Source organism: Romboutsia sp., assembly GCF_056995035.1.
Window position 1 is genome coordinate 1 of the sequence record NZ_JBXKIW010000032.1, and the last position, 17,749, is coordinate 17,749.

18 protein-coding genes and 1 pseudogene are annotated in these 17,749 nt (G+C 28.0%); 12 read left to right on the forward strand and 7 right to left on the reverse strand.

The annotated features are described in order from the left end of the window. The 7 genes and pseudogenes from AC11VW_RS03440 to nhaC form a co-directional block, all read left to right on the forward strand. Nucleotides 1-372, forward strand: a pseudogene (locus AC11VW_RS03440) (L-erythro-3,5-diaminohexanoate dehydrogenase); the annotation flags it as partial. A gap of 12 nt (nucleotides 373-384) precedes the next feature. Beyond that, nucleotides 385-1,629, forward strand: coding sequence for a lysine 2,3-aminomutase (gene kamA / locus AC11VW_RS03445; protein WP_484299994.1), 1,245 nt, complete (start codon nucleotides 385-387; stop codon nucleotides 1,627-1,629). 102 nt (nucleotides 1,630-1,731) lie between these two features. Continuing rightward, nucleotides 1,732-2,748, forward strand: coding sequence for a lysine 5,6-aminomutase reactivase subunit KamB (gene kamB, locus AC11VW_RS03450; protein ID WP_484299995.1), 1,017 nt, complete (start codon nucleotides 1,732-1,734; stop codon nucleotides 2,746-2,748). Nucleotides 2,749-2,818: 70 nt separating this feature from the next. Next, nucleotides 2,819-4,276 (forward strand): lysine 5,6-aminomutase reactivase ATPase KamC, encoded by a 1,458-nt coding sequence (kamC, locus tag AC11VW_RS03455; RefSeq protein WP_484300057.1) that lies wholly within the window; start codon nucleotides 2,819-2,821, stop codon nucleotides 4,274-4,276. Further along, nucleotides 4,269-5,831, forward strand: a complete 1,563-nt coding sequence (gene kamD, locus AC11VW_RS03460) for a lysine 5,6-aminomutase subunit alpha (RefSeq protein ID WP_484299996.1) — start codon at nucleotides 4,269-4,271, stop codon at nucleotides 5,829-5,831. The genes kamC and kamD overlap by 8 nt, the downstream gene beginning before the upstream one ends. After that, nucleotides 5,831-6,616 (forward strand): lysine 5,6-aminomutase subunit beta, encoded by a 786-nt coding sequence (kamE, locus tag AC11VW_RS03465; RefSeq protein WP_484299997.1) that lies wholly within the window; start codon nucleotides 5,831-5,833, stop codon nucleotides 6,614-6,616. The genes kamD and kamE overlap by 1 nt, the downstream gene beginning before the upstream one ends. Before the next feature lie 92 nt (nucleotides 6,617-6,708). After that, nucleotides 6,709-8,151, forward strand: a complete 1,443-nt coding sequence (nhaC, locus tag AC11VW_RS03470; RefSeq protein WP_484299998.1) for a Na+/H+ antiporter NhaC — start codon at nucleotides 6,709-6,711, stop codon at nucleotides 8,149-8,151. Between the two features lie 91 nt (nucleotides 8,152-8,242). Here nhaC and AC11VW_RS03475 read toward each other — a convergent pair whose 3' ends face one another. The 6 genes from AC11VW_RS03475 to AC11VW_RS03500 form a co-directional block, all read right to left on the reverse strand. After that, nucleotides 8,243-9,046 (reverse strand): ABC transporter permease, encoded by an 804-nt coding sequence (locus tag AC11VW_RS03475; RefSeq protein ID WP_484299999.1) that lies wholly within the window; start codon nucleotides 9,044-9,046, stop codon nucleotides 8,243-8,245. Then, a complete protein-coding gene (locus AC11VW_RS03480) occupies nucleotides 9,033-9,785 on the reverse strand; it encodes an ABC transporter ATP-binding protein (protein ID WP_484300000.1) in 753 nt (250 codons plus the stop codon). Before AC11VW_RS03480 ends, AC11VW_RS03475 begins: the two co-directional genes overlap by 14 nt. A gap of 205 nt (nucleotides 9,786-9,990) precedes the next feature. Further along, nucleotides 9,991-10,440, reverse strand: a complete 450-nt coding sequence (locus AC11VW_RS03485; RefSeq protein WP_484300001.1) for an ImmA/IrrE family metallo-endopeptidase — start codon at nucleotides 10,438-10,440, stop codon at nucleotides 9,991-9,993. Further along, on the reverse strand, nucleotides 10,433-10,579 hold the full coding sequence (locus AC11VW_RS03490; RefSeq protein ID WP_484300002.1) for a YvrJ family protein: 147 nt from the start codon (nucleotides 10,577-10,579) through the stop codon (nucleotides 10,433-10,435). Before AC11VW_RS03490 ends, AC11VW_RS03485 begins: the two co-directional genes overlap by 8 nt. Nucleotides 10,580-10,646: 67 nt before the next feature. Continuing rightward, nucleotides 10,647-10,877, reverse strand: a complete 231-nt coding sequence (locus AC11VW_RS03495; RefSeq protein ID WP_484300003.1) for a DUF2922 domain-containing protein — start codon at nucleotides 10,875-10,877, stop codon at nucleotides 10,647-10,649. Between the two features lie 480 nt (nucleotides 10,878-11,357). Then, nucleotides 11,358-11,909 carry a helix-turn-helix domain-containing protein gene (locus AC11VW_RS03500; protein ID WP_484300004.1) on the reverse strand — a complete coding sequence of 184 codons (552 nt, stop codon included), beginning with the start codon at nucleotides 11,907-11,909 and terminating at the stop codon, nucleotides 11,358-11,360. A gap of 271 nt (nucleotides 11,910-12,180) precedes the next feature. Here AC11VW_RS03500 and AC11VW_RS03505 point away from each other — a divergent pair, with 271 nt between their 5' ends. From AC11VW_RS03505 to AC11VW_RS03515, 3 genes are all read left to right on the forward strand, one after another. Continuing rightward, nucleotides 12,181-13,008 (forward strand): ATP-grasp domain-containing protein, encoded by an 828-nt coding sequence (locus AC11VW_RS03505; RefSeq protein WP_484300005.1) that lies wholly within the window; start codon nucleotides 12,181-12,183, stop codon nucleotides 13,006-13,008. Nucleotides 13,009-13,297: 289 nt separating this feature from the next. Next, a complete protein-coding gene (locus tag AC11VW_RS03510) occupies nucleotides 13,298-14,086 on the forward strand; it encodes a GNAT family N-acetyltransferase (RefSeq protein ID WP_484300006.1) in 789 nt (262 codons plus the stop codon). A 170-nt stretch (nucleotides 14,087-14,256) separates the two neighbouring features. Next, complete coding sequence (locus AC11VW_RS03515) at nucleotides 14,257-14,772, forward strand: GNAT family N-acetyltransferase (RefSeq protein WP_484300007.1); 516 nt, start codon at nucleotides 14,257-14,259, stop codon at nucleotides 14,770-14,772. Nucleotides 14,773-15,093: 321 nt separating this feature from the next. Here AC11VW_RS03515 and AC11VW_RS03520 read toward each other — a convergent pair whose 3' ends face one another. Further along, nucleotides 15,094-15,708, reverse strand: a complete 615-nt coding sequence (locus AC11VW_RS03520; RefSeq protein WP_484300008.1) for a CD3073 family putative ECF transporter S component — start codon at nucleotides 15,706-15,708, stop codon at nucleotides 15,094-15,096. A gap of 248 nt (nucleotides 15,709-15,956) precedes the next feature. Between AC11VW_RS03520 and AC11VW_RS03525 the strand changes: the two genes are divergently transcribed. Both AC11VW_RS03525 and AC11VW_RS03530 read left to right on the forward strand, forming a co-directional pair. Next, nucleotides 15,957-16,511, forward strand: a complete 555-nt coding sequence (locus tag AC11VW_RS03525; RefSeq protein ID WP_484300009.1) for a CD3072 family TudS-related putative desulfidase — start codon at nucleotides 15,957-15,959, stop codon at nucleotides 16,509-16,511. Between the two features lie 621 nt (nucleotides 16,512-17,132). Then, a complete protein-coding gene (locus tag AC11VW_RS03530; protein WP_484300010.1) occupies nucleotides 17,133-17,540 on the forward strand; it encodes a bacteriohemerythrin in 408 nt (135 codons plus the stop codon). The last annotated feature ends 209 nt before the right edge of the window (nucleotides 17,541-17,749 follow it).

Here is a 17,749-nt window from a genome sequence, read left to right on the forward strand (position 1 = left end):
AAACAAGCTAACTTCTTAATAGAGAACAGACTTGTTGATGTAGCTATAGTAGGAAATGCTCAAAATTCTAATGAAGTACTTCAAAAGGTATTAAAAGCGAATAACGATAAAGAAATAGATTTATGTATAAACTGTGTAAACGTGCAAAATACTGAAATGAGTTCTATATTACCAGTTAAAGATGATGGGACAGTATACTTCTTCTCTATGGCAACGGCATTTACAAAAGCAGCTCTTGGAGCTGAAGGTGTAGGTAAAGATGTAAATATGGTAATAGGTAATGGATACACTAAAGGTCATGCTGAGGTAACTATAAATGCTTTAAGAGAAAGTGAAACACTAAGAAACATATTTAAAAAACTATATATATAATAGGGGGATATTATGAATAGAAAAATATTTACAGATATTAGTGAAGAATTATGGAATGATTGGAAATGGCAAGTTAAAAATAGGATAACAACTGTTGAGGACTTAAAAAAATATATACCACTAACAGAAAGTGAAGAAGATGGAATTATAAAGTGCTTACAAAACCTAAGAATGAGTATAACTCCTTACTATTTATCATTAATTGATCCAGAAAATCCTAATGATCCTATAAGAAAGCAAGCAATTCCAACATCAAACGAGTTATCAAGATCAAGTGCAGATTTAGATGATCCACTTCATGAAGATGGAGATTCTCCAGTACCAGGGCTTACTCATAGATATCCAGATAGAGCATTACTTTTAATAACAGACCAATGTGCAATGTATTGTAGACACTGTACTAGAAGAAGATTTGCAGGTCAAATGGATGATGCACAACCATTAAATCAAATAGATAAGGCAATAGAATATATAAGAAATACACCAGTAATAAGAGATGTATTATTATCAGGTGGAGATGCTCTTTTAATGAGTGATGAAAAATTAGAATACATTATAAGTAAGTTAAGAGAAATACCTCATGTTGAGATAATAAGAATAGGAAGTAGAGTTCCTGTAGTTATGCCACAAAGAATAACTGATGACTTGGTTAATATATTGAAAAAATATCATCCAATTTGGTTAAACACTCACTTTAATCATCCAAATGAAATAACAGAAGAATCAAAAGCAGCATGTGCTAAAATGGCAAATGCAGGTATACCTTTAGGAAACCAAAGTGTTTTACTAAAAGGGGTAAACGATTGCATGCATGTTATGAAAAAATTAGTTAATGACTTAGTAAAAATAAGAGTTAGACCATATTACATATATCAATGTGACTTATCTAATGGAATAGAGCACTTTAGAACTCCAGTATCTAAAGGTATAGAAATAATAGAAGGTCTTAGAGGTCATACTTCAGGATATTGTGTTCCAACATTTGTTGTAGATGCACCAGGTGGTGGTGGTAAAACTCCAGTTATGCCAAACTATGTTATATCTCAAAGCCATGACAAAGTTATACTTAGAAACTTTGAAGGAGTTATAACAACTTATACAGAGCCTTCTCATTACGAACAAACATGTGAATGTGAAGTTTGTAGTGGTGAAAAAACTGTTCATAAAGTAGGAGTTGCAGGACTTTTAAATAATGAAAGAATGGTACTTGAACCAACTGAATTAGATAGAAAGAAAAGAGAATTAATAAACCATTAGATAAAAGAGATTATAAGTTTTTATTATTAAAATATTAAGAAAGTTATACTTATCTGTAATGGATAAGTATAACTTCCTTAATATAAAAAAGGAATTAATGTTATGGATATACTAGAAAAAATATTAAAATATAAAAGTTTATCTATTATAGGCAATTACAAAAATGTTGGAAAAACAACAACACTAAACTATATAATAAAAGAAATATCAAAATATAATACAATCCTTGGTCTTACATCAATAGGAGTTGATGGAGAAAGTCAAGATATTGTCACTAAAACTAAAAAGCCTAGAATTTATGTAAATAAAGGAAGTATAATAGCCACAGCTAAAAGTTGTGTGTTAAATAGTGATATCACTAAAGAAATAATAGAAGTTACAAATATAAATACACCACTAGGTGCTGTAATTATATTTAGAGCTTTAAGTGATGGATATGTAGAATTAGCAGGACCATCTATAAATAATCAAATTAAATATATATGTGAAAGATTAAAATTATATGGAGCCAATCTAAGTATAGTAGATGGTGCATTATCTAGAAAAACTTTAGGATCACCAAGCATTACAGATGCAACTATCTTTTGTAGTGGTGCGATTTTAAATAAAGATATAAAAAAAGCAGTAGAACAAATTGCTTACGAAGCTAATGTATTAAATACTGATAACATATATGATGATGAATTTTTCAAAATATATAATGATATAAAAGAAAATAAAGTTAGTATAGTCAATAGAGATTATACACATAAAAGCCTTAATATAAGTACAACTTTAAATGCTCATAAAGAAGTTTATGATGCTATTGATGATGATACTAAGTACGTAGTTATTAATGGAACTCTTACAAATAGTTTAATAGATAACCTGATAAAAAGTGGCTATAAGTATAGAAATATAACTATATTAATTAGTGATAGTACAAAAATATTTTTAGATAAAGAAACTTATGATAAGTTTACAAAGCTCAAAGGCTGTATAAAAGTTGTAAGCAAAGTAAATCTAATAGGTATAAGTATAAATCCAACTTCTATTAATGGATACAGCTTTAATGAAGAAGATTTTATAAATGATATACAAAGTAAAACTAAATTAAAAGTATTTAATGTTATGAATTAAAGATAAAGTAAATTATAAATTTCACAGTGAATGTTTTGGTAAAAAAGAAGGTGGTAGTATTAAACAGTTTATAAATGATGAATTAAACATAGTCACATCATTTGGAAATCAAGAAAAAAAAAATATAAAGATGTTTAAAAAAAATAATTCTAATGATCTTGTAAAAGAATTAGATTATATAGAAGCTATAAAAAAAAGCACATTAGAAAATAAAGATACTTATGAGGAAATACAATATATATTTTGCAAAATAAAAGATATAAAAAATACTGTAAAAAGATTAGAAAATAAAGATATATTAGATGAAATAGAACTTTTTGAAATTAAAAACTTTGCAATAAATACTGTAGAAATAATCAAAAACTATAATAAATTAAATTTACAAATAGATTATATAAACTTTAAAGATTTAGAAAAAATAATAGAAATATTAGATCCAGATAACTTAAAATTATCAACATTTCATATATACGATTCATATAGTAATGATTTATCACAAATTAGAAAGTCAAAAGCAATTCTAGAAAATAAAATATTCACCGAAGTAGACATAGAAAAAATAGAAAAACTAAAAATAGAGCGATTAGAAAAAGTAGTACAAGAAGAAAAAGAACAAATTAAAATAAAAAAACAATTAAGTAATAGCATTTATTACTATATAAAAGATATAAATACAAATATTAAATCCATAGGTAAATTAGATTTTTTAATAGCTAAGACTAATTTAGCAATAAAATATAATGCTATAAAGCCAAGTATAAACAATGAAAATAAAATATACTTTAAAAATATTATAAATCCAAAGGTTAAAAGCATATTAAGTAAAGAAAACAAAAATTATATGCCGATAAGTATAGATATAAATAAGAAAATAACACTTATAACTGGTGCTAATATGGGTGGCAAAAGTGTTAGCATGAATACTATTGTACTTAATTTATATTTATTCCAATGTGGATTTTATGTATTTGGTGAAGAAGCTAACTTATGTGTATTTGACTTTATATATTTGATAAGTGATGATATGCAAGATATAAGTAAAGGGCTTAGTACATTTGGAGCTGAGATTATAAAGCTGAAAGAAATAACAAAGCTTATGAAGCATCAAGATGGGTTTATAGCCTTAGATGAATTTGCAAGAGGAACTAATCCAAGTGAAGGGAAAATACTTTTAAAATCAATTTGTACATACTTTAAAAGATTTAACTCTATAAGTTTAATATCAACTCATTATGATGAAGTAATGCAAGAAAACATTGACCATTATCAAGTAGTTGGACTTAAGAATGTAGATTTTGAAGGTTTAAAACGTCAAGTAAACTTAAAATTTTCAAGTAAAGGGAGCAGTAGTAAAAGTATAGGCATACTTCAAGAAAACATGGATTACAGGCTAGAAAAAGTAAATAAAGAAGCTAAAGTTCCAAAGGATGCTTTGAATATTTGTAAGCTACTTGGATTAAGTAATGAAATAATAGAAATAGCACAGAATATTCAAGAAAAACAATACAAGGGGGATAAAAATGAGTAAATTAAATTTGAATTTTGAGGTAGTTAAAAAAGCTCGTAAAAGTGCACAAAACATTGCACTAGATACACAAGAGTTTATAAATAAGCACACTACAGTAGCAGTTGAGAGAACTGTTTGTAGATTACTTGGAATAGATGGAGTAGATGAGTTTGAGGTACCACTACCTAATGTTGTAGTAGATAATATTAAAAACTCACAAAATAATAGTGGACTAGGATTAGGAGCAGCTTATTATATAGGTAATGCAATGTTAAATACAAATCTTACACCACAAGAAATAGCAGAGAAAGTTTCAAATGGTGAATTAGATCTATGCAGCCTTAAAGAACATGATGTATTTGAAGTAAAACTTAAAATAAATGAAATAGCTAAAAAAAGTGTAGCTAAAATAAAAGAAAATAGAAGCAAAAGAGAAAACTACCTTAATGAGTATGGAGATAAAACTGGACCATATTTATATGTAATAGTTGCAACAGGTAATATACATGAAGATATAATTCAAGCAAGAGCAGCAGCTAAACAAGGTGCTGATATAATAGCAGTTATTAGAACTACTGGACAAAGTTTACTAGATTATGTTCCATATGGTGCTACAACAGAAGGATTTGGTGGAACTTATGCAACAGGTGAAAACTTTAGATTAATGAGAGAAGCACTTGATGAAGTAGGAGAAGAACTAGGAAGATATATAAGACTTTGTAACTACTGTTCAGGATTATGTATGCCAGAAATTGCTGCACTTGGAGCACAACAAAGATTAGATGTTATGCTAAATGATGCCTTATATGGAATATTATTTAGAGATATAAATATGAAAAGAACTATGATAGATCAATACTTCTCAAGAATTATCAATGGATTTGCAGGAGTTATCATAAACACTGGCGAAGATAATTATTTAACTACGGCAGATGCAGTAGAAGAAGCACATACAGTATTAGCATCACAATTTATAAATGAGCAATTTGCATTAATTGCAGGATTACCAGAAGAACAAATGGGACTTGGTCATGCATTTGAAATAAGTCCTGATGTGGAAAATGGATTCTTGTATGAACTTTCACAAGCTCAAATGGCTAGAGAAATATTTCCTAAAGCACCTCTTAAGTATATGCCACCTACAAAGTTTATGACAGGGGATATATTTAAAGGTCAAGTACAAGATGCATTATTTAACATGGTAACTATTATGACAAATCAAAAATTACACCTACTTGGTATGCTTACAGAAGCTATACATACACCTTTTATATCAGATAGAGCATTATCAATAGAAAATGCAAAATATATCTTTAGCACAATGAAAGACTTTGGAGATGAAATAGAATTTAAAAAAGATGGAATTATGTGTCAAAGAGTAGATGAAGTTTTAAATAAAGCTTGTGATTTAATTCATGAAATAGAAAAAGAAGGATTATTTAAAACTTTAGAACAAGGTAAATTTGCAGGAATAAAAAGACCTATAGATGGTGGAAAAGGATTAGATGGAGTATTTATGAAAGAAGCTAATTACTTTAATCCATTTATAGAACTTATGCTAGGAGGTGGCTTCTAATGAGCGGACTATATTCAATGCAAGCAAAGGAATTTGATAAAAATTTAGACTTAAAAAATTTAAAACCTTATGGAGATACTATGAATGACTCTAAGGTACAAGTAAGTTTTACTCTACCTATAAAAGATGATGAACAAGGCATAGAAGCTGCAAAACTTACTGCTAAAAACATGGGGCTTAGTGATATTAACGTTGCTCATCATAAAGCTTTAGATAAGGAATTTACTTTTTATGTTGTGTATGGAAGTTTAGAAAACGGTGTAAACTATGAAGAGATCCATGTTGAAGTTGCACAAGAAGAAACTATGGATAAATACCAAGTAGAAGAATATATAAAAGAAAATATAAAAAGAGATATAGTAATAGTTGGAGCAAGTACAGGAACAGATGCTCATACTGTAGGAATAGATGCAATAATGAATATGAAAGGTTATGCAGGTAATTATGGGCTTGAAAGATATGACATGGTAGAAGCTTATAACCTTGGTAGTCAAGTTCCAAATGAAGAATTTATTAAAAGAGCAGTAGAACTTAAGGCAGATGTGCTTTTAGTTTCTCAAACTGTAACTCAAAAAAATGTTCATATAGAAAATTTAATAAACTTAGTAGAATTACTAGAAGCAGAAGGACTTCGTGACAAAGTTGTATTAATTTGTGGAGGTCCAAGAATTAGCCATGAACTTGCAAAAGAATTAGGATATGATGCAGGATTTGGGCCAGGAAAATTTGCACAAGATGTTGCAAGTTTTGCAGTAGTTGAAATAATAAATAGAAAGTTAACATAAAATTCAAAAAAGTAACATAATTATCAGAAGATTTAGTATAATTAAATAAATATATTTATTTAAAAATTTAATTTTAATTAGGAGGAAATATTTTGGAAAAACAGCCAAAAGTTAGTAGAAAGGCAACCGTAGGGGAGGCAGCGATAGTAATAGTATTTTTAATATCAGTATTAGCTTATTCATTAATTAAATTAGATGCAGACCCTCAAATACCACTTATACTAGGGTCACTTGTAGCAGCGCTTATAGGAATATTTAGGCTAGGATTTACATGGAAAGAATTGGAAGAAGGTGCTCTAGATACTATAAGAATGGCAATGCAAGCAATACTTATACTTTTAGTAGTAGGGACGTTAATAGGAACTTGGATACTAAGCGGTACAGTACCATCTATGATTTATTGGGGACTTAAAATACTATCACCTGGAATATTCTTATTTGCAACATGTATCATATGTGCAATAGTATCACTTGCAACAGGTTCTTCATGGACTACAGCAGGAACAGTAGGTATTGCACTTATAGGAATAGGCCAGGGATTAGGAATACCAGCACCGATTGTAGCAGGATCTATAATATCTGGGGCATACTTTGGAGATAAAATGTCACCATTATCAGATACTACAAATTTAGCACCTGCAATGGCAGGAACAACACTATTTGAACATGTAAAACACATGATTTATACAACAGGACCATCACTTTTAATAGCACTTGTGTTATATGCAATTATAGGTATGAAATATGCAGGTAAAGAACTAGATATAAGTCAAATAGAACTTATAAGAACTACATTAGAAGGAAGTTTTAAGACGTTATCACCAGTGCTTTTAATACCTCCAGTAGTAGTTATACTTATGGTTATATTTAAAATGCCAGCTATACCAGGCCTTATAGTAGGTACATTATTAGGCGGAATATTTGCAGGAATTTTCCAAGGTTCAGATCTAGCAACAATAATAGATGCATCTCACTATGGATATGTATCAGAAACTGGAGTTGCAGCTGTTGATGATTTACTAACTCGTGGAGGATTAGATAGTATGATGTGGACAGTTTCACTTATACTATGTGCATTAACATTAGGTGGAATACTTGAAAAAACTGGAATGCTTGAAGCTTTAACTGTAGCATTACTTAGTATGACAAAAGGAACTTTTGGTTTAGTATTCGCAACAATAATATCTTGTATAGGAGTAAACTTAGCAACAGGAGAGCAGTACTTATCAATAGTTTTACCAGGAAGAATGTATAAAGATCAATATAGAAAAAGAGGATTACATCCTAAAAACTTATCAAGAGCTCTTGAAGATAGTGGAACATTATCATCTCCACTTATTCCATGGAACACATGTGGAGCTTATATGTTTGCAACACTAGGAGTACATCCACTTGCTTACTTACCATTTGCATTCTTAAACTTAATAAATCCATTAGTATCACTTTTCTATGGTGCAACAGGTATAACTATGGAAAAATTATCACCTGAAGAAATGAAAATAGTAGAACAAGAAATAAAAGACGGTTTATTATAAAAAATTTGATTACATAATATAAGAGAAATATTTCACATAAAAGAGAGAGTCACTTTAATGAATTTAATCATTAAGAGACACTCTCTTTGTTTTATCTCCTAGAATTGTATATTTTTTCAATAACATTTAAAATCTCATACATAACCCAAGCACAAAATGCTAAAACAAATACTCCCATCATAACTAAATCTAGCTTAAATACTTGACTTCCATAAACTATCAAATATCCAATACCATATCTTGAAACTAAAAATTCACCAACTATAACTCCTACCCAAGCCATACCAATATTAATTTTTGTAAGATTTATTAAATTACCAATATTTGAAGGTATTATTAATTTAAATAATATTTGAGACTTTTTAGCACCAAAGCTTCTTAACATTTTCACTTTTTCTTCATCAACATTTGTAAAATAATTATAAGAAGATAAAATCGTTACAACTACTGAAATAGTAACAGCAGTAACAACAATACCAGTAATACCAGCCCCTGCCCAAACTATAATAATAGGAGCTAGAGCAGTTTTAGGAAGTGCATTAAGTACTACTAAAAATGGATCTAATATTTTTGATAATTTCTCAGACCACCACAGTGCTATAGCGATTAATATACCTAAAACAGTACCAATGACAAGACCTAAAATAGTTTCATAAACAGATACACCTACATGTTTTAGAAGTTCTCCATTTTGAAGATAGGTAACAAACAAGTGGTATATATTACTAGGTTTGCTAAATAAGAATGTATTTATTATTTGAAGATCAGCAAGAAATTCCCAGAGTACTATAAATCCTAATAGTAGTAGCAATTGATATATTAATACTTTTCTTTTTTGTTTTTTAGCATTTTTAAAATATTGAATATATCCATCAGTATCTTTACTTAGTTTCATGAGAATCAAGCTCCTTCCAGAGTATGTCAAAGTATTTTTGGAAATCTAAAACTTTACGAGTTTGTAGAGGAGTTAAATCTTCATTTTTTCTAAGTTCTATATCATGAATACTTTTTACAGTTGCAGGTATCTTAGATAAAACAATAACTTTATCACTCATAGATATAGCTTCACTTATATCATGTGTAACTAGTATTGCAGACTTATTTTCATTTTTAATGATTTTGTAAACATCATCACTTACCAAAAGTCTTGTTTGATAATCAAGTGCCGAGAAAGGCTCATCAAGTAGTAATACATCAGGATTTACAGAAAGAGTACGAATAAGAGATACTCTTTGTCTCATACCACCAGAAAGTTCCTTTGGATACATATTTCTAAATTCCCATAGTCCGTAAGTTTTTAGAAGTTTTTCAACTTGTGCTATTGATTTTTCGTTTTTGTTATTTTGAATTTCAAGGCCAATTGTTATATTATCCATAATATTTCGCCATTCTAGTAAATGGTCTTTTTGAAACATATATCCGATTTTTCCGTTTATGTTGACTTCACCGCTAGTTGGTTTTAGAAGTTTTGTTAGTATGTTTAGGATGGTTGATTTTCCACAGCCACTAGGTCCAAGTAGAGTTAGGATTTGACCTTCGTCTAGTGAGAAATTTATGTCTTTTAGGACTCCTAGTTCTCCATCTTTGGTGTAAAAGGTCTGACACAGGTCAGCAACTTTTACTATTTCATTCATATGAGTCACCCCCAAAAAGATTTTTGCTATATATTATAGTATTAAGGTTTTTGAGGATTTGTACCAAGTTTTATACATATATTAAAAATATATAACCTTAGTATTATAAAAATTAGATGTATTTAAAACATGAAAACTATGTATTAAATACATCTAAAATGCAATATGGAATATATGTTCTTTTAATGCTTAAAAAAATATTCATCTATATTTTATTATTAAAATTTCTATTTGAATGCTTAAACTTAAGTTCAACAAATTTAACAGGAACGTATTCGCAACTAGCTATATATTCACTACGACGCCCCATATACTTATCAAACACGTTATCATCTAATAAAAGTTCAGCGCCAAAAGAATTGGCTTCAGTTTCATATTTTTCTAACCTAAAATTAGTATATGTAGCTAAAAATAATGCATTCATAGTAGGATGAAGTACAGCATGTCCTAACTCGTGTGCATACACCTCACGCTTTTGATATTCATTTAAGTCAGGATGTATAAGTATTACCTTAGTTCCATTAATCATACCATAAGAGCCCCTTATTAACTCTATATCGGTATAATCTGGTAAATACCCTAATTTAATCCCCATACTATCTATTAATTCTTTTGGGTATGAAGTATCATAGCAGTATGTAACTCTTCTAACCATTTCTTTTATATAATTTATATTTATGTAAAAACCACCTTATAAACCCTTCTATCCTAACTAGCAAATACATACTAAGGGCAAGAGGGAAACCTACAGAAGCTATGAGAGTTTGGATTTCTGAATTCATCATGAAACACATCCTTTCTGTATATTAGAAAAGCTATGCATAAAGGGGGAGTCCTTAAGCATAGCTTTTGAATTTAATACTATCCTATAACTAAGTCATAAGGAGTAGTATCTGTAACAACAACTTTAGCTTCAACAGCTGCCACTAAATCCATTCCATTTGGAGCAAATATGTTTTTAACAACTATTAAATCCATAACAGCTTTTATTTCAGCTTCTGTTATATCTTCTCTAGGATCATCTACAGATAAAGATATTTTTTTCTCATCCTCATCTTTAAAAGTCATAAGTAATCTTCTAGTAAGTTCCATGTGTAAGTCCTCCTTTCATTAAAATTTAACTTAAATACTTAGGCACCAAGTATTGTATTATCTTGCTTGATTACATCCATTACAGGATATGCTTGAAGGATTGTTTATTTCAATAACAGCCATATAGTTTTACATCCTTTTAAATTTTTTAGAAGTTTGGTTGCTTCTTGATATAAGTATAGGAAATTAAGATTTTAGGAGATATTAAAGTATTTTAGAAAAAAAATTTATAGGAAGTTATTAATGCTATTAGGTATCGTAGACTTCAACCAAAGAAAATTGCATATATTAGGCGTCATAACTTAACAGTAATGATGTTGCAAAAATGAGTAGTAGTTTATAAATATATTCTTAGAGTATAGTATTAATTTACTCCAATTATTACTAAGGTTATAATGTAACTATAGTTCGAAATTGTTATATATTGCGAACAAAAAAGAAAGTCTAAAATAAGACTTTCTTTTCTAATAAGATATAATTTTATTTTGGATAAAACATTAACACAAAGGCTTTAGCTATAGTATCTGTTTCATTGAAATAATAATGAGCTTTATCAGCTACAAAATGTATTACTTCTCCTTCGCTTGCTGTAAATTTTTCCCCATTTAAATTTAAAGTTAATGTCCCTGAAGTTATTAGAGCATATTCCTCAACCCCTTCGTAGTGAGCTGCTTCCTCTGTTTTAGATTGTGAAAGATATTCATTAAAATATATTTCAAGCCTCTTATCCTCATCAAAGTTTATTAAAGGATAGGCAGAATATCCATGTTCTCCAATAGCATTTTCTTCTGCAATTTTATATATTCTCGCTGTATGTGCATTTTCTTCTTTTAAAAAATAATTCAAAGGCATTTTTAAACTATTTGCAATATTCCATAGAATCGTTATAGATGGATTTCTAATTCCTCTTTCAATTTCACTTATCATACTTTTACTTACACCTGCATTAATAGATAGTGTATCTATAGTTAATCCTCTAGTTTTTCTTATCTTTTTTAGATTTTTTCCAATGTTAGTATTGATATCTCTCATAAAGTAATCTCTTCCTTTTAAATTTATTAAAACTTGACAAAAGTATTTTACTGTTTTACAATTCGATATATAGAATAAAAATACGTTATATCGAATTATGATTTATATTTACTTTTATATAATAAACTATAATCATTTTTTTGTAAAAAATAAAAATTAAAAGATAATAATATTATTGTTTTGTTTTCTAAATTAAACTCTCATTCTTTTATTATATATTTTTTCAATAAATTTTCAAATTATAGTTTTAGTATGATATATACAAAAGGAGATGAATTTAGTGCAAAAAATATTATTTGTAACAGATTTATATTATGAGGCAAAGGGTAGGCTTTATTATGAAGAAGATTTATTCCTTACTTCTGAATTAAGAAAAGATTTTAATTTAGTTATCTGCTATCCTAAGGATATGAACAATTTTAATGAAGATTTTGATTTAACTATATTTAGAAATGCAGGACCAGCATCTAATTTTAATGAGGAATATGAATTATTCCGTAAAAAAATAGTATCTAATAATCTTAAAACATATAATTCTTTTAACGGTAAAGGAGATATGAATGGAAAAGACTATTTAATTGAATTAACAAATAAAAATTTTCCTGTTATCAAAACTATTGATAATTTGAGTTCTTTTAACAATCTTCCAGAAGTAGAAACGTATGTTGTAAAGCCAAAAGATGGTGCAGATTCTATTGGTATGGAATTTGTATCGAAGGAAGAACTTTTCAAAACAGTTGATTTAAATGATAAAAATACTTTAATTCAACCATTAATAAATTTTAAATATGAAGTATCATTCTACTTTATTGATAAAGAGTTCCAATATGCGCTTTATGCTCCAGATAAAGCAAAAAGATGGGATCTTAAAGAGTATACTCCAACTAAAGAAGACTTAGAATTTGCTCAAAGTTTTATTGAATGGAATAATTTAAATCATGGAATTCAAAGAGTTGATGCTTGCAGAGATGAACAAGGTAAACTTTTATTAGTGGAGTTAGAAGATTTAAATCCTTATCTTTCACTTCTAGAAATTTCTTCTGAGTTACGTGATAAATTTATTAAAGAATTAAAAGTATCTCTTCAAAAAGTACTTTAAAATATAATCTGTAGTAAACTTACTTCGCAATATTATTAAATTACGAATCAAGACAGCAATAACATTAAAAATTATTACTCTCTTTTTAAGTGTTCAAAAAAACATTCCTTTTACTGTACATATAGGCTAATTGCATATTTAGAGGGAGTTTTTTACTACTTAAGATATGCCCCTTCTAGATTATTTATAAAAAATAAGTTTCTAGGTAGTAAATAATTATTTAAAAGGATATTATCTAGAAATAAAGAATATATATAAGCCATATATTTAAGGTGGGGGAGATGATAATATGATTTTAAAGTTGAAAGATGAGCATAGAAATATAGTCTTAAATTATGTAGCAAAGGAGCCTAGCCTAAATTTATTTATAATAGGTGATATAGAGCAATATGGATTTGATAAAGATTTTCAAGAAGTATGGGGAAATTTTGATGATAAAAATAATTTAAAAGGTATTTTATTAAGGTATACAAATAATTTTATACCGTATATAGAAAATTTAGATGAAGATGTATCTGAATTTAAAGAAATTATAAGCTCATATAAAGGTGAAAAATTTATATCAGGTAAAGATACTATAATAGAGAAATTCAAGGATGTACTAAATAATTATGAAGAAAGAATTACATATTTTTGTGAACTAAGAGATAATAAAAAACTTCTACCATGGGATTATAGTATAAAATTGGCAAAAGAAGAAGATGCAGAGAGAATAGATGATTTATTAAGCACAATAGTAGAATTTTCTGTACAAGATAGTGTTGATACAATAAGAAATAAAATTAAAGATAATAGTAAAATAGCTTATTATATAGAAAATGATAATAAAGAAATGATAACTATATCACAGATAACAGCAGAAAATAGTAAATCTGCTATGGTAGTAGGTGTAGCAACTAGGAAAGAATATAGAGAACAAGGATATATGAGTAAATGCTTATCAAAATTATGTAGTGATTTCATAGAAAGAAATAAGTCTTTATGCCTATTCTATGATAATCCAAAGGCAGGAAAAGTATATCATAAAATAGGATTTAAAGAAGTAGGAATATGGACTATGTTAGTTGAAAAAATATAGTTAGTTTGAAAGTAAGACTCAGGAATTAAAAAATGAAAATATATAGCACCTTTATATGTGCTTTTATAATATAATAAAAAATATTTAGGTGTTATAACTTAACGGTATTGGTATTAGTAAATACTATGTTCTTTTGTTGTGCTACAATTCAATTAAAGGGGGGATTTCTAATGAATATAGTCATAAGGCCTGTAAGGATAGAGGATTCAGAAGATATAAATGAACTTAGAAGAATGAAAGGGGTTATGGAAAATACATTAGCAATGACTAGTGAAAGAGCCTCAAGAACTAAGAAATTTACAGAAAATCTTAGTAATGATGACTATGTACTTGTTGCAGAGGTAGAAGAAGAAAATATAAAAAAGGTAGTAGGATTAGTTGGTTTACATTTAAATACATCTCCACGATTAAGGCATAGTGCTAGTATAGGAATAAGTGTAAATACTCAATATCAAAGCAAGGGAATAGGTAGAAAGTTATTAAATGAAATTTTAGATATAGCAGACAATTGGCTTATGTTGGTAAGAATAGAACTAGGTGTTTATTGTGATAATGAAAAAGCTATAGATTTATATAAGTATCTAGGATTTGAAATAGAAGGCATAAAAAAATATTCATCTATTAGAAATGGTAAATATGTTAACGAATATATTATGGCAAGGTATAATATAAATGAACTTATATAAAAATTTAGTAAATTAAGAACAAAGCCTATAATTTTGATATTCCATAGTTCACAATTTTATTAAATTAAGAATAAAAAAGCAGTAATAATATTAAAGATAATTACTGTTTTTTTGTGTTCAAAAAAGCATCACTATTCACGCACAAAACCTTAAATAGCAATAATGAAGCATTGATAAGTGGGGTCGATATTAGCTAAATTAATAATAGTTTAAGCATACTCAAAAGGATATAGGTAAATTTGTTTCTACACAAATTGATATGCTCCATTAAATTAATAAAATCCAAATATCTTATATGTAAAAGATATCTGGATTTTTATTTTAATTAGATATATCCTCATTTTTTGTTAATGCTACACCATTTTCTATTGAAGGTTTATTATATAAATCATTTTTAAACCCTTGTATGAATCCATTTGGCATTCTGCTTAAGAAAAATACTACCATTATACAAGAAAGTGGCTTATCAACTATATTACTGATAATTCTAGGAATGAATGCTGATGTGAATAGGCTTTGCCCTGTTTGCATCAGAAAACCAACTAAGAAATCAGCTCCACTACCACTTATTCCTCCAAACATTAAAACAGCTATTGGAGTGCCAACAAGTGGACATACAACTGCTAATATAATACCTACTATAATAGCTTCTTTATACCCAAATCCTTTTTTCTTTGCAGTATATCCTACTACAACACCTAATACTATATTAACTAAACCAAAAGGAATATTTGTAGGTCCTGATATAATTCCCAATACAAGGTTAGTACATCCTCCTATTAAAGCTGCTGAAAATGGTCCTAGAACTATAGCTCCTAAAATTGTTCCTACTGTGTCTAAAAACAACAATGGTATATTTAGCATATCTACAAACATACCAAAAGCTATATTTACAACTATACACATAGCGCTAAACGTCAATGCTTTTGTTTTCATAATTTTGCCTCCTATTAAAATTTAATACTAAACTAGATCAATTTATGTAACTAAGGTTCTATAGAAATCAAACTATAATGCCTTAGTATATAAAAAAATTATTGCTATATAATTGTATATCAATGCGAATAATTTAAAAAATAGTAAATATCAATATCTATATGTATAATAATAGACATAATCTATAAACTACAAATTACTTTAAGTTGTATAATTATTTTATAAATTTAAAAAAAAGGATGAAGAATATGAAAAGAGATAAAAATATAGTTGTAGTTTGTCATTGTATATTAAATTGTAACTCAAAGGTAGAGGGTTTGTCTGAGTATAGAGGAGCGCTGGATTTTACTAAAAAATTAGTTGATAGTGGTATAGGTATAATTCAACTTCCTTGCCCCGAAATGATGATTTATGGTATTAAAAGATGGGGACATACTAAGGAACAATTTGATAATTTATTTTATAGAACTCAATGCAAAAATATGTTAGAATCATATGTTATGCAGTTTGATAGTTATATTAAAAGTAAATATAATATAAAAGGTTTAATTGCAATAGATGGAAGTCCTAGTTGTGGTTATAATAAGACATGTTCTTCACGTTCATGGTTTGGAGAGTTAAGTGGCTGTCCAAATTTAATTGATAAAATTCATGACGTTAAATGTATTGATGGTATGGGTATATTTATGGAGGAACTTGTGAATATGCTAAAACAATACAATCTTGATATCCCTATAATTGGCCTTGATGAAAGTAATTTAGAAAAAAGTGTAGATAATATAATTAGAAAACTTGATATATAAATTAATTAGTAATTAATAGATTTATATAAATAATCGATCGGATATCGACCGCTGCATAGATTTGATGGGCGGTCGATTTGTTTTTATGAGGTTAAAGAATCTTTTAATGGTAATTATAAAGAGTTATCAAGAAAATTTGGTATAAGTGAAGTTCAGGTTAGAAATATTATAAATTTTAAAAGTTAGTTAAACTAGATGATTTCTAGTTAGCTCATTGGTTATTCGAAGAGATTGCCCCTCTATATTAGGACAAATATCAAACTTGTATTGTGATAATTATTATTTATAAAGTGTTTAAAAATAACTACAAAGGGGTATATATACGATAAGTAGGCATCCAGAGCATGAAAGTGTGATTAAAGAGAGTATTAGTAATGTGAAGTATGAAATTCAAAGTTTGGTTAAGCTTTTTGATAATAAGCCTACAAGTGAAGGAGAGAAGGTTGTTTTTAAAATATACTCATGATGTGGTGGCTAGTTTGCAAGTAGCACTGTGTAAGTTTGTGAGGGAAACAGATATCGATTACATAGAAGATTTAGAGTAAAGTGTATTATAATGGTATTATTTTTATTAATATTTACAAAATACTGCGATAGGGATAGAGCTTAGGAGGAGAAAAAATGGCATATAAATGGTCTAATGATTTACAAACAGGTAACATGCAAATTGATACAGAACATAAAGAATTGATAAAAGCAATCAATGATTTGTTGGAAGCTTGTAGTGAGGGTAAGGGTAGAGCTGAAATAGAAAAAACAGTAAACTTTTTATCTTCTTATACAAAAACTCATTTTAGACATGAAGAAGTGTTACAAAATAAATACAACTACCCTGATTACAATAATCATAAAAAGTACCATCAAAGTTTTATAGAGGCTGTTGAAAGTATACGTGAAAAACTTTTAGCAAATGGTCCAAGTATTGTTGTAGTTGGTGAAGTTAATTCTAAAGTTGGAAACTGGATAATTAACCATATAAAAAGAGAAGACACTAAGGTGGCAGAACATATAAGAAATAATACTAAATAATTGAAGAAAAATAGATATGATAGAAATATAAATAAAAGAAGCTTCGGATGGAAAGTATGTTTAACCGTATCACAAGTGAGTGATACGGTTTTTTAAGATGTATATGGAGGCTTAATAAAAGTTATTGTAAATAAACATAAAAGAAGCGTGGTTTAACAATATTTAAATTAGAACATAATAATTTACTATCCTCCTTGGGGGGGAGAACG